Here is a 12,863-nt window from a genome sequence, read left to right on the forward strand (position 1 = left end):
GCCCGTTGCACATCGATGTCATCGGCCACGGCCCGCCGCTCGTGCTGCTGCATGGCTGGGCGATGCATGGCGGCGTGTTCGCGCCGCTGGTCGCGCGGTTGCAGGATCGCTTCACGTTGCATGTCGTCGATCTGCCGGGGCATGGTTTGAGTCGCACGTGCGATGTGCCGCTTGCGCTCGAGCCGTGCGTGGACGCGATCACGCGCCACGTGCCGCGCGCGCCGTGGTGCGGCTGGTCGCTCGGTGGCCTCGTCGCATTGCACGCGGCCGCCACGCGTCCCGACGCCGTGCCCGCCTTGTCGATGCTCTGCGCCAGCCCGCGGTTCGTGCGCGGCGAGGACTGGCGTTACGGCGTTTCCGCCGAAATCTTCCGCGACTTCGCCGACGGCCTGCGCAGTGATTACCGCGCCACGCTCGATCGCTTCGTCGCGCTGGAGGCCTTCGGCTCCGATCACGCGAAGGACGAGATCCGCGCGCTGCGCGACGAATTGTTCTCCCGCGGCGAACCCTCCGCGCACGTCCTCGCCGATGGCTTGCACCTTCTCGAAACCACCGACCTGCGCGACACGTTGCCGACATTGCGCGTCCCGAGCCTGTGGCTCGCGGGCCGCCGCGACCGCCTCGTCGATCCGCGCGCGATGCGCGACGCCGCCGCGCTCGCACCGGCATCGACCGTCCACGTGATCGAACACGCCGGCCACGCGCCGTTCCTCACGCACGCCGACGTCGTGGCCGGGCACCTCGCCACCGCCTTCGCAGCGTTCGCCGCATGAATCCGCTCTTCGACCCGCGCCACATCCGCCGTGCGTTCTCGCGCTCGGCGCGCAGCTACGACGCCGCGGCCGCGCTGCAGCACGAAGTGGAAGCGCGCCTGCTCGAATCGCTGGATTACCTGGACGATCCGAAACTCGCGTTGCCGCCGCCGCAATGCATCCTCGACCTCGGCGCCGGTCCCGGCCGCGCGAGCGCCGCGATGCGCAAGCGCTGGCCGAAGGCGCGCGTGGTCGCCGTCGACATGGCATTGCCGATGTTGCGCGAAGCCGGCAAGCGCAGCGGCTTCTGGCGCCCGTTCGATCGCGTGTGCGCCGACGTGCGCGCATTGCCGTTCGCCGAAGGCAGCGTCGACGTGTTGTTCTCCAGCCTGTGCCTGCAATGGGTGGAAGACTTGCCGGCGGCGTTCGCGGGTTTTCGCCGCGTGCTCAAGCCCAACGGGTTGCTGCTGGTGTCCACGTTTGGCCCGGACACGCTGTTCGAGTTGCGCGAATCCTTCGCGCAGGCCGACGCCGCACCGCACGTCAGCCCCTTCGCGACCATCGCGCAATTCGGTGACGCGCTCGTGCACGCGGGGTTCCGCAATCCCGTGCTCGATCGCGATGAACACGAAACGCGTTACGCCGACCTGCCCGCCCTCATGCGCGAACTGCGCGCGATCGGCGCGACGAATGCGCTGCAATCGCGTCGCCACACGCTGACGGGCCGCGCACGCTTCGCCGCCGCGGCGCGCGCGTACGACACGTTCCGCCACGCCGACGGCCGCTTGCCCGCGACGTGGGAAGTCATCACCGCGATGGCCTGGGCCCCGGGCCCCGGCGCGCCGATCCGTGAAGGCGGGTTTGACGTCACATCGGTTCCCATCGCGTCCATTCCCGTGCGGCGCCGCCCATGAGTGGCATGCGCCGCGCCGGGTCGCTAAGGTCGGGGTCCCCCGGAACAAGGCGAACGATGCGCGGGTGCGTGGCGATCTTCGGCGTGACAGTGGCGCTGGCGGGATGCGGCGGCGGGACACCTGCGCCCGTTCCCGCGCCCGCACCGGCGACGACCACGCCCGCCGAATCCGCCGCGAACACCGCCAACGACGCCACGCGCGCCTGGCTTGCACGCGCGCTGACGTGCGGCGACCGCGCGTTCCTCACGATCAGCCAGGCGGAACAGCGCGAACGCCTGCGCCAGGCCGACGGCGTGACGTGCACGCCCGAGAGCGACAACACCGCATTGCGCTGCGCGGTCGTGCCGGCCTTGCGCATCGGCAACGCGGACATCGGCTGGTTCGTGCTCGGCGCCGCGCATTCGGGCGTGGCGCCCGTGATCCTGCCGGCGCCACCGGATGCGTTGCGCAACGCGATGCCCGCCGGCGCCGGCGAACTCGCCTCCGGCACCGACCTCGGCGACACGCGCGTGGAGTGCGCGTTGACCGAAGGCGCGCTCGCGCCCGGCGCGATCGCCGGCGTGGTGACGCACCCGGGCGACCCCGAAGCCTCGGTGCGCGTGTGCGCGTTCGAACTCAACGATGGCGTGGCGACCTGCACGCGCACCGCGCGCGGTGAACGCGCGTACCGCATCGAAGGCTTGTCGCGCGGCGATTACGTCGTGCTCGCGATCCCGGGCGAAGCGCCGGACGCACGCATCGGCTACACCGATTGCGTCGCGCACGACGGCGGCGACGACGACACCAAGGACCGCGGCGACCTCCCGTGCACCCACGAATTGCGGATCGTCGCCGTGCCCGCGGGCAAGACGGTGGACGCGATCGATCCCGCCGACCTGCGCACGCTGGAAGCGGCGGCCTCCTGGCCGCAGCCGCCGCCGACGGAATGACGCCGCGCCGTCCCTGCTGACAACAGGGTGGCAGCAGCCCGGGCGCACGCTGCGGCCTGCCTTCGGGAAAGCGAGCACCGCCATGGTCGTCGAACTGCGCCAGTACACCCTGCACCCCGGCCGCCGCGACACGCTGGTCGGCCTGTTCGAACGCGAGTTCCTCGAACCGCAGGAAGCCGCCGGCATGCGCGTGCTCGGGCAGTTCCGCGACCTCGACGGGCCGGATCGTTTCGTCTGGCTGCGCGAATTCCCCGACATGGCGCAGCGCCACGACGCGCTCGAACGCTTCTACGGCGGTCCCACCTGGCAGGCGCATCGCGACGCGGCCAACGCAACGATGATCGATTCGGACGACGTGCTGCTGCTCAAGCCGGTGTCGCCGGCGTCGGGCTTCGCGATCGACGGGCCGCTGCCGGACGCGCGCGACTGCGAGGGCGTGTTCGCCGCGACGCTGTACTTCTTCGACGCGCCGGTCGACATGGATTTCCTGGAATTCTTCGCCGCCGAATTGCTGCCTGCCGTCAGTGCCGCGGGGGCGCGCGTGCTCGCCACGTATTCCACCGAATACGCCACCAACACCTGGCCGCGCCTGCCGGTGCGCACGGGCGAACACGTGTTCGCGTGGTTTGCGCGCTTCGACGATGCCGCGGCCTGGGCTGCGTACCGCGAAGCCCTCGTCGCGCAACCGCAATGGCGCGACATTGCCGTGCGCCTGGCGCATCGCCTGCAGGGCCCGCCGCAGGTGTTGCGCCTGTCGCCCACGCCGCGCTCGCGCCTGCGCTGAAGGCAGGACATCATGGCGGCATGCGCCGCGCCGACCGCCTCTTCCTCCTCATCCACGCCCTGCGCGGACGTCGCGCGGCGGTGCCCGCGCATCGCCTCGCCGAAACGCTGGGCGTGTCGTTGCGCACCGTGTATCGCGACATCGCGGACCTGCAGGTCTCCGGCGTGCCGATCGAAGGCGAAGCGGGCGTCGGCTACATGTTGCGCAAGGACGCGGACATCCCGCCGCTGATGTTCAACGCCGACGAGCTCGAAGCACTGGTGGTGGGCACGCGTTTCGTGCGCGCGTTCGGCGGCACGCGGCTGGGCAACGGCGCGAAGACCGCGTTGCTGAAGATCGAAGCGGTGCTGCCGCCGGAGCTGCGTGCGCGCAGCGAACGCAGCCGCATCTTCGCGCCGGAAGTGGCGCGCATGGAATCGAGTGGGATGATCGACCGCCTGCACGCCGCGATCGACGCGCGCCACGTGCTGCGCCTGGACTACCGCGACCAGGACGGCCAGTCGAGCGCGCGCGACATCGAACCGTTGTGCCTGGCGTTCTGGGGCGGCAGCTGGACGATCGGGGCGTGGTGCCGGTTGCGCGCGGATTTCCGCAGCTTCCGGCCGGACCGGATCGCGTCGTTCGACGAGACGGGCGAAGTGTTCGACGAAGTGCCGGCGCGGGGGCTCGAGGCTTACCTGCGGAAAGTCAGCGGCGCATGAGCCTCACACGTCCCCGTCGTTCGCCCACCCTTCGCCCGTGCCCTTGTTGAACACCGCATCGGCGTCCAGCACGTTGCCCGCCGGGATCGAGTCCTGCTGCGCGAGCGATGCATAGATCGGCGTGAAGTCCGGCTGCGTGGCTTCCATCAACTGCTCGTAGCTGTCGATGACGAAGTACGTCTTCTGGAAGGTGTCGATGCGGTAGCGCGTGCGCATGATGCGTTCGAGGTCGAAGCCGATGCGGTTGGGCGCGGGGCTTTCGAGGCAATGGATGGATTCGCCCTTCGAGCTGACGATGCCGCTGCCGTAGATGCGCAGGCCGTCGGGCTGGCGGATCAGGCCGAATTCCACCGTGTACCAGTACAGGCGCGTGAGGTTGACCAGCGCTTCGGGCCCGATGCCGTGCGCCTTGACGCCGCCGCGGCCGTACGCGGCCATGTAGTCGGCGAACACGGGGTTCATCAGCAGCGGCACGTGGCCGAACAGATCGTGGAAGAGATCCGGTTCGCTGAGGTAATCGAGTTGTTCGGGCTTGCGGATCCACCACGTCACCGGGAAGCGCCGGTTGGCGAGGTGTTCGAAGAAGGTGAGTTCGGGCAGCAGGCCTTCGACGCCGATCAGTTCCCAGCCCGTGGCGGGGCGCAGGATGCGGTTGAGGTCGTCGAACTTCGGGATGCGGTCGGGCGTCATGCCCATCGCGCGCTGGTTGCGCAGGAACTCGTCGCTCGCGCGGCCCTGCAGCACCTGCTGCTGGCGCTCGAACAGCGTGGCCCACGTGCCGTGGTCGGTTTCCGTGTACGTCGACCAGGGCTGCTCGACCACCGCGGTGGTGTAGACGGGGACGTAGCCCTTGTCGGTGAGCTGGTGTTCGACGCGGGTGGGGGTGGCGGTCGGCGTGTTCATGGCGGGGAATGCTAGCCCTTCCGGGACGCAAGTCGGTTGCGTTCTTGCGCCGATCCTCATGCCCGGCGGATGATCCGGGCGCGAAATTCGCGTGAAACCGGGGGTGGATGACCATGGAAGCCCGCTATCCGGCGCTGTCGCAGGGGATCGCCCGCCCGCCGACCCGCGTCGAGGGCTGGGCCCTGGCCGGCCTGGTGGCGGTGGCGCTGCTGGTTTCCGCGATCGCGCCGAAGGACCGCATGACCTGGATCATGGAGGTCGTGTGGGTGGTGCTCGGCCTGCCTTTCATCGCGTGGCGGTGGCGTGCATTCCCGCTGACGCTGCTGTTGTCGACGCTGCTCGCGCTGCATGCGCTCGTGCTGATCCATGGCGGCGCGTACACGTACGCGGAGACGCCGCTCGGGTTCTGGTTGCGCGATGCGTTCCGTGAGATCGGGTTCGAGGTGACGCGCAATCCGTGGGATCGCGTGGGCCACTTCATGCAGGGGTTCGTGCCTGCGTTGCTTGCGCGCGAGTTGCTGCTGCGGTGCACGCCGCTGAAGCCGGGCGCGTGGCTGACCTACCTCTGCGTCGCCGCCGCGCTCAGCTTCAGTGCGTTCTTCGAGTTGCTGGAATGGTGGGCCGCGCTGGCCTTCGGCGCCGACGCCGATGCGTTCCTCGCCACCCAGGGCGACGTGTGGGACACGCAGTGGGACATGTTCCTGTGCCTGTGCGGCGCGCTGGTGTCGCTGGCGCTGTGGTCGCGCTTGCACGACCGGCAACTGGGGCTGCGCTGAGCCCCGCGCATTCGGGTAACTGAACGCCGCTGCTTCACGAAACGCAATCGATGCGCCCGCGATGATCCGCCGCAATGGCGACGTCGCAGGCGAAACGACACGACGAACCGACCGCGGCGGGCTGCACCGCCGCGTCGCTGATGCACGCGTTCGCCGAGCGCACCGGCGTGATCGGCGACCTGCCGCCGGTGCGCTACCTGTGGACGGATGCGTTCGCGGTCTGCAACTTCCTCGCGCTGGGGCAGGCCGACCTCGCCGAACGCCTGATCGAACAGGTGCACGCGGTGCTCGGCCAGCATCGCGCCGACGACGCGCGCACCGGCTGGATCGGCGGCATGGATGCGCAGACCGGCACCGAACATCCCACGCGCGGCGGATTGCGCATCGGCAAGCCCTTGCCGGAACGCGACGACGACACCGTCGTGGACTGGGACCTGGAGTGGGAACGCGACGGCCAGTATTTCCATTACCTCGCGCGCTGGATGCATGCGCTCGACCAATTCTCGCGTCGCACCGGTCACGCCGATGCCGGACGATGGGCCCGCGAACTCGCGCAGACCGCGCATCGCGCGTTCACCTATGCGCCCACGCCCGGTGCACCGAAGCGCATGTACTGGAAGATGCGCATCGATCTTTCGCAACCGCTCGTCGAAGCGATGGGACAACACGATCCACTCGACGCGCTGATCACGTATTGGCAACTGCGCGCGCACCAACCGCAGGGGCGCGTGGGCCACGGCCCCGAACTCGACGCCGAATTGCGCGACATGGCCGCGATCGTCGCAGGCACGAACCTGCTGACGGACGATCCGCTGGGCATCGGCGGTTTGCTGGCGGATGCCAATCGCCTCGCGCAATTGCTGCGCGTGCGGCCCGGCGACAATCCGTTGCTCGGGCTCGTGGTGGGCGCGGCGTCGCGCGGATTGGCGCGTTACCTGGCGACGCAGCCGTTCGCGCAACCGGTGGAAACGCGGTTGGCGTTCCGCGAACTCGGGCTCGCGATCGGCTTGCAGGCCGTGTCGCGGTTGTGGGTGTTGCTGGAGCGCGATGCCGCGTCGCTGGATGCGCAACCCGAATTGCGGCGGGCGCTCGATGTTTTGATCACGCAGGTACCGCTGGCGCGCACGATCACGGATGCATGGTGCGATCCCGCCGCGCAGGACACCGCGGCATGGCGCGCGCATGAAGACATCAACGCGGTGATGCTGGCGACGGCGTTGGTGCCGGAGGGGTACCTGGACCTCGCGTAGCCGATCGGGCGGCGCACGACTTCGCAGATGTTTCTTCGCGTCTTCGCGCCGCGAGCGCCTAGCTTCGCGCGCTGTCCATGAAGAACCCTGCGGGCATGCAACGTGCTCCGGGGAGCGGCATGGCGAAGGGATGGAAGTGGGTTCTGGTTGCGTTTGCGCTGACGACCGTCGAGGCCGTTGCAAAAAAACCTGCCGACGGGCGTGTCTTTTACAAACCTGCGAATCATGTCGGTACGTTCGAGCGGGTAACCGTGGTGGGAACCGGGGGGTGGCGATCCGTGCCCGGTTTTTCCTGGAGCGGTAACGGAAATGGTGGCGGTGGCGGCGGATTCTCCGAAGGTGCCGCAGGCGGGGCCGCGGGCGGCGATGACGAATCCGAAGACGAAAACCGCTGCGACAATCCGGTCGACATCGTTACCGGCAAGAAATACGACGACGTCACCGACTTCGTCGTCGCAGGCAGCGAAGGCCTCGGCATCCATCGCACGTACCACCAGGGCTGGCGCGGCGTCGGCATGCTCGGCAACCAGTGGATCAGCAACCACGACTTGAAACTGTCGTTCGATGCATTGGTGCCTGGCCCGCCTTCGTCGACGCAGTGCTATCCATATCCGGGCGGCCCTGCCTGCAATGTCCCGCTCGTCTACGTGATCTACGCGCACCGCGAAGCCGGCGACCTGGTGCGCTTCAACTGGAACGGCACATCCAATGCCTGGCTCGGCTCGGAGGAGCATCCCCTGGCCCGCATCACCACCGTCGCGGGCGGCTACTTCCTCGAATGGCCCGACGGCGGCAGTGAGCACTACGACACCCGGGGCTTGCTGATGTGGCGGCTGCAACCCGACGGCACGGGCCTGTACTACACGTACGACGCCGCACGCCATCTTGTCGAGGTGCGGCATACCTCGGGCCGATCGATTCGCCTCTCGCACCAGAACAACCGCCTGGTCGAAGTCGTCGACAGTTCGGGCGTCGTGTACCGCTACGCGCACGCGGGCGGGCGACTTGCGTCGGTGACCTATCCCGACGGCAAAGGCAACCTGGGCTATCACTACGACAACGGAAAGTTGTCGGGCATCTCCGTCGCCGGCGTGCGCAAGACGTACTACACGTACCAAGGCGATCGCGTCGTCGAATCGCGCAAGGCCGACGGCACCGACCTCAAGCGCTACGCTTACTTCGCCGATCGCACCGAGCGCACCAATGCCCTCGGGCGCAAGACCACCTACCGCATCGTCGATGGCCGAATCATCGAAATCACCGGGCATGCGACGGTGCATTGCCCATCCAGCTTCAGCAAGCGCACGTTCGACGCCGAAGGTCGCCTCGACACGATCACCGACGAAGCAGGCGTCGTCACCGACTTCGACTACGACACGCACGGACGGCTGCTGAAGCGCACGGAAGCGCTTGGCACGGCGGTGGCGCGCACCACGCGGCTGGAATGGGATGCGAACGGACGCCTTGCGCGGCATCTCGTGGAAGGCGTGTCGGACACGCGTTACGCCTACACCGCGGAGGGCCGGCCCGCGACGACGACGCAGTGGGGCGTGGGTGCCAGTACCGGGCAGGCGACGGGCACCTCGTCCACGTACACCCATCATCCGAACAGGATGGTCGCGACCCTTGTCGTCGACGGGCCGCTCGCGGGCGCCGGCGATGCCGTCACTTACGCGTACAACAGCGCGGGCGACCTGCTTTCCGTCTCCAACAGCCTCGGGCATGTCACGCGCTACGAGCAGTACGACGCGATGGGGCGCCCCGGCAGGGTGGTGGACCCAAACGGTGCCGTTCGCGAATTCGAGTACGACGCGCGAGGGCGCGCGACGGCCGAGCGCCTGCGCGCGGATGGACAGGTCGCCGAAACGCGGCACGAATACAACGCCGCCGGTTTGCTCGCCGCCACCACCACGCCGGAAGGCAACCGGCGCCAATTCCATTACGACGTCGCGGAACGCTTGCAAGCCGAATTCGAACAGGCCAGCGATGGCCGGTTCGACGTACGCCGCGTTTCGTACAACCCGGAATCCCAGGTCGCGGGCATCAAGGTCGAACGCGCCGACCTGCATCCCTTCCCCGTGCACGCCGCGCAATTCGTGGCGCAGAGCGTGCCGGGCGCGATGCTTGGCGGCACGGCGTACTGGATCACGGTGCAGGTCCGGAATACGAGCAACGTGCCGTGGCGCGTACAGGATGGCTATCGCCTGCGCTCCGCCAACAGCGAAGCATGGGGATTGCCGCACGGCGTCGCGCTGGATCGTGACGTTGCGCCCGGCGCGGTCGCCACCATCGCCTTCGCCGCGACCGCCCCCCGCGTCACCACGTCGCTCACGTTCCAGTGGCGCATGACGAAGAGCGACGGCACCGCGTTCGGTGAAGCCACGACCGCAGTCGCCCTTCCGCCGCCCGTCGTATATCGCGCGGAACTGGTCAGCCACGACGTGCCGGGCCACGTCTTCCACGGCCAGACAAGCTGGATCTCCGTACGCGTGCGCAACACCGGCTCGCACCCCTGGAATCTCGCACCCGACCCCACCGTGGTCCTTGCGCAGAACAACGCGCAACACCCCATGCCGCCCAGGACGTACGCCTCCGGTGTCATCCATCCGGGCCAGGTGGCCACGCTGACCTACGCCTTCAACCCGCCGCCCGGATCGCAATACCACCACTTCGGCGGCGTGGTCTGGATGGAAAACGTGCAAGCCCTCGTGGAGGTTCCGGTGAAATCCATGTACGTCGAAGACGTCACCCGGCGACCGTGCGGCGCCGGCCCCTGCGAGCAGCCGCGATGAACGCGCGCTCCTCTCTCGCACTCGCGCTGGGTGCAGCGATCGCCAGCCTGTCGATCGCAAACGCCCAGGCAACTGTCACCTACCAGTCCGCCCTCGAATACGACGAGCTCGGCCGCGTGATCCGCGTGCTGGCGGCGGATGGCAGCGTCAAGTTCCGATACGCGTACGACGCGGTGGGCAACCGCACGGCGTCCACCGACGCGTTGGGGAGGACGACCACGTTCGCCTACGACGCGCTCGGCCGGATGGTGGCGTCCATCGACCCGCTGGGCGGGCGCGCAATGTTCACCTATGACGCCGCGGACCGCATCACACAGATCGTCGACCCGCGCGGCATTCCAACGCGCTACCACTACGACGGCATGGGCCGCCTGGTCCGCGAGGAAAGCCAGGATCGCGGGCACACCACCTACACGTACGACCAGGCCGGCCAGCTGCTGCACAAGACGTTGGCGGATGGAACCACGCTGACGCACGAATACGACACGCTGGGGCGGCTCACGCGACAAGGCAGCGGCGATGAATGGCGGACGCACGTCTACGACGCGTGCGCCAACGGCAAGGGGCGTTGGTGCGAATCCCTGACCGCAGCCACGCAGACCCGCGTGGACTACACGCAGGCCGGACAGATCGAACTGAAGCGCGAACGTATCGGGGAGGACGAAAACCAGACCGCGTTCGCGTGGGATCACGCCGGGCGGCTTGCGGGAATCGCGTACCCCAGCGGCACGTTCGTCGGGTACCGCTACGCGGCCGGCAAGCTGGAGAGCGTGTACGCGACGGTCGCCGGGGAAACGGTACCCGTGATCGGGAACATCACGTCATCGCCCTTCGGCGGCGCAACGGGGTGGGACTACGGCAACGGACTGCAGCGCACGATCCACCTCGATCTCGACGGACGCGTAGCCGGCCTGGGTGTCGCCGATGCCTCCGGCGCGCGGCAGAGCCTGACCTACCAGCGCAATGCCGCGGATGAGATCACGCGAATCACGAATGGGGTGGATGGCGCGCTGACGTTGACGAATGGGTTCGATGCGACTTCGCGACTCACGTCGTCGCATGCCCCGGCGCGGCAGTCCGATTTCACGTTGGACCTCAATGGCAATCGCACCGCGTATCGCGAAGGCGACGACGTGTTTGCGATCCAGGTGGATCCGAACAGCAACCGTGTGCTTGGGGCGAGTGGCGCGAAGCAGTCGTCGTTGGAGTACGACGCGAACGGGAATCTCGTCCGCCTGAATCGAATTGGGGATGCAGATACACGGTTTGTTTACGACGGCTTTCAACGTCTTTTGCAAGTTTCGCGCATGGGCGCCGCCGGAAGCGTAGAAACTAACTATCTGACCAACGCGATCGACCAGCGTGTTCAAAAGGGCGAATTCAACGGCGCAACCCGCTTCACGTACATGGGGCAAAACCAGCTTCTCGCCGAGCGGACGCCTTCAGGATGGAAGGATTACATCCGTGTCGGCGAATCCTTGGTCGGCATGGTCAATGGGCAAACGGACTTGTACTTCGCGCACGACGACCAATTGGGTAGGCCAGAGGTATTAACCGACGCCGGGCGAAACGTGCGCTGGCGCGCAGCAAACCATGCGTTCAATCGCGAGGTTAAGGTGGACGCCGTTGGAGGAATGAGCCTCGGTTTTCCGGGCCAGTACTGGGACGAGGAATCCCGCACATGGTTCAACGGGTTTAGATACTACCTTTCGGAAGTTGAGCATGGTGGGCGTTACACCCAGCCTGACCCAATTGGCCTGGGTGGCGGCATGAATCCCTACACTTATGTCGGAAGCAATCCTACGGATCGTGTCGATGTACTGGGCTTGCGCGCGACATGCCGGTGTTCGGATACCGGTGCAGAGATCAACATCAATTTTGATTTCGACGGACCCGGAGCCACACCCGAAGTAATCGCGTCATGGAGGTCGTCCATCGAGCAAGCATGGTCGGCACCGGGATTTAAGGTAACGACAAGCATCGGGGGATGGTGGTCTACCGATATCACCTTCATGTCTGGCCGAGGCCGCTCATTCATGCAAGGCAACCGAGGCACTTGGTTCGCAGAAGAAGACCCCTGGACCGCCGCGCATGAGTCAGGGCACATCATGAGACTGGACGATCGATATGTTGAGGTCGAGCGCGGTATCACGGTCCCGCAGGAAGGCTGGCAGGGGACCATCATGGCGGAGCACTTAGGGACGGTGACCGCAACGGATCGACAAGCAGTCATGGACGCTTTGGGCTGCAATTGCCCATGCGGGGATCAGCAATGAATTGGAGCGCCAAACTTCTCGCAGTGCTGTGCATTCCTTTAGTCGGGGCATGCGCAACTTCCAGGCTCGGAGATGAGAAAACAGCTGAACTGGTCGATCGACTCGTCACAGACATGACCAGCTCTCCAAAAAAACAACGTCTCGCGCTGCAAGAACTGGAGAGAGCCGGCAGAGTTGCAATCCCATATTTGGTCGCTCACCTAGACGACACCAAGAGGCTCGCCGAAGAGTCGATCACCTTGTCAAACCAATCTCCTGAAGCGTTTGAAGGGCTTCGTCACTACAGCCCAAGGACAGTCCACGATGCTCTTAGCGCTCTCTTGAACCAAATGACCGGGCAGAGCTTTGTTTTTGTCTACAACGGAGCGACGGACGCGGACCGCGAAAGAAACCTGGTTGCTTGGCGGACGTGGTGTCTTCAGGAATTCGCGGTAAAGGCTTGCGGACAATGAAATCACTATCAAGGACGGGCGTGATCTCTGCGTGCATTGGAATGGCAGCGTGCACAAGCGGGCCAAGTGATCACCAGATCATGGGCGATTTCTTGTCCTCTCCCGGATGGGAAGGCCAAGCTCCGGAAATCACAGGGGTCACGAGAGGCGATGGGTGGGACGACGGCGCGGAAGTGCGGGTCTATTTCAAGCCGAGAACCTGCGCGACGAAATGCGAAGCCGCCTTTGCTTCCATGTCCTATCAGCAGCACGATGCAGGTAAATGGCGCTTGCTCTATAGGTCGCCACAGGGCAAAGCGTTTTCAACCGATTGACGGTCGCGCGCCCGCGCCGC

Annotated in this window: 11 protein-coding genes; 10 read left to right on the forward strand and 1 reads right to left on the reverse strand. The window is 66.7% G+C overall.

Annotated elements, in window-relative coordinates:
* Positions 1–5 precede the first annotated feature (5 nt).
* The 5 genes from bioH (at position 6) to LYSCAS_RS06495 (ending at position 4,080) form a co-directional block, all read left to right on the forward strand.
* Positions 6–773, forward strand: coding sequence for a pimeloyl-ACP methyl ester esterase BioH (bioH, locus tag LYSCAS_RS06475; RefSeq protein WP_213437649.1), 768 nt, complete (start codon positions 6–8; stop codon positions 771–773).
* Entirely contained in the window at positions 770–1,666 is an 897-nt protein-coding gene (gene bioC / locus LYSCAS_RS06480) for a malonyl-ACP O-methyltransferase BioC (protein WP_213436871.1), read from the forward strand. Before bioH ends, bioC begins: the two co-directional genes overlap by 4 nt.
* A gap of 68 nt (positions 1,667–1,734) precedes the next feature.
* Positions 1,735–2,595: a hypothetical protein gene (locus LYSCAS_RS06485; protein ID WP_213436873.1), complete on the forward strand. Its 861-nt coding sequence runs from the start codon at positions 1,735–1,737 to the stop codon at positions 2,593–2,595.
* A gap of 82 nt (positions 2,596–2,677) precedes the next feature.
* Positions 2,678–3,379: an NIPSNAP family protein gene (locus tag LYSCAS_RS06490; protein ID WP_213436875.1), complete on the forward strand. Its 702-nt coding sequence runs from the start codon at positions 2,678–2,680 to the stop codon at positions 3,377–3,379.
* Between the two features lie 20 nt (positions 3,380–3,399).
* Positions 3,400–4,080: a helix-turn-helix transcriptional regulator gene (locus LYSCAS_RS06495; RefSeq protein WP_213436877.1), complete on the forward strand. Its 681-nt coding sequence runs from the start codon at positions 3,400–3,402 to the stop codon at positions 4,078–4,080.
* A gap of 3 nt (positions 4,081–4,083) precedes the next feature.
* Here LYSCAS_RS06495 and phhA read toward each other — a convergent pair whose 3' ends face one another.
* Positions 4,084–4,983, reverse strand: coding sequence for a phenylalanine 4-monooxygenase (gene phhA, locus LYSCAS_RS06500; protein ID WP_213436879.1), 900 nt, complete (start codon positions 4,981–4,983; stop codon positions 4,084–4,086).
* A 107-nt stretch (positions 4,984–5,090) separates the two neighbouring features.
* Between phhA and LYSCAS_RS06505 the strand changes: the two genes are divergently transcribed.
* The 5 genes from LYSCAS_RS06505 (at position 5,091) to LYSCAS_RS06525 (ending at position 12,529) form a co-directional block, all read left to right on the forward strand.
* Complete coding sequence (locus LYSCAS_RS06505) at positions 5,091–5,759, forward strand: DUF2238 domain-containing protein (protein WP_213436881.1); 669 nt, start codon at positions 5,091–5,093, stop codon at positions 5,757–5,759.
* 74 nt (positions 5,760–5,833) lie between these two features.
* Positions 5,834–7,009 (forward strand): hypothetical protein, encoded by a 1,176-nt coding sequence (locus LYSCAS_RS06510; RefSeq protein ID WP_213436883.1) that lies wholly within the window; start codon positions 5,834–5,836, stop codon positions 7,007–7,009.
* A 278-nt stretch (positions 7,010–7,287) separates the two neighbouring features.
* On the forward strand, positions 7,288–9,801 hold the full coding sequence (locus LYSCAS_RS06515; protein WP_213436885.1) for a DUF6531 domain-containing protein: 2,514 nt from the start codon (positions 7,288–7,290) through the stop codon (positions 9,799–9,801).
* Complete coding sequence (locus LYSCAS_RS06520) at positions 9,798–12,077, forward strand: RHS repeat-associated core domain-containing protein (protein ID WP_213436887.1); 2,280 nt, start codon at positions 9,798–9,800, stop codon at positions 12,075–12,077. The genes LYSCAS_RS06515 and LYSCAS_RS06520 overlap by 4 nt, the downstream gene beginning before the upstream one ends.
* Positions 12,074–12,529 carry a hypothetical protein gene (locus LYSCAS_RS06525; protein WP_213436889.1) on the forward strand — a complete coding sequence of 152 codons (456 nt, stop codon included), beginning with the start codon at positions 12,074–12,076 and terminating at the stop codon, positions 12,527–12,529. The genes LYSCAS_RS06520 and LYSCAS_RS06525 overlap by 4 nt, the downstream gene beginning before the upstream one ends.
* Positions 12,530–12,863 lie beyond the last annotated feature (334 nt).

The sequence above is a fragment of the Noviluteimonas caseinilytica genome (assembly GCF_018406605.1).
GTDB classification, from domain to species: domain Bacteria; phylum Pseudomonadota; class Gammaproteobacteria; order Xanthomonadales; family Xanthomonadaceae; genus Noviluteimonas; species Noviluteimonas caseinilytica.

Coding starts and splice junctions, on each gene's coding strand:
- bioC (WP_213436871.1), top strand. CDS start 770: ATGAATCCGCTCTTCGACCCGCGCCACATCCGCCGTGCGTTCTCGCGC.
- LYSCAS_RS06490 (WP_213436875.1), top strand. CDS start 2,678: ATGGTCGTCGAACTGCGCCAGTACACCCTGCACCCCGGCCGCCGCGAC.
- LYSCAS_RS06495 (WP_213436877.1), top strand. CDS start 3,400: ATGCGCCGCGCCGACCGCCTCTTCCTCCTCATCCACGCCCTGCGCGGA.
- phhA (WP_213436879.1), bottom strand. CDS start 4,983: ATGAACACGCCGACCGCCACCCCCACCCGCGTCGAACACCAGCTCACC.
- LYSCAS_RS06505 (WP_213436881.1), top strand. CDS start 5,091: ATGACCATGGAAGCCCGCTATCCGGCGCTGTCGCAGGGGATCGCCCGC.
- LYSCAS_RS06510 (WP_213436883.1), top strand. CDS start 5,834: ATGGCGACGTCGCAGGCGAAACGACACGACGAACCGACCGCGGCGGGC.
- LYSCAS_RS06520 (WP_213436887.1), top strand. CDS start 9,798: ATGAACGCGCGCTCCTCTCTCGCACTCGCGCTGGGTGCAGCGATCGCC.
- LYSCAS_RS06525 (WP_213436889.1), top strand. CDS start 12,074: ATGAATTGGAGCGCCAAACTTCTCGCAGTGCTGTGCATTCCTTTAGTC.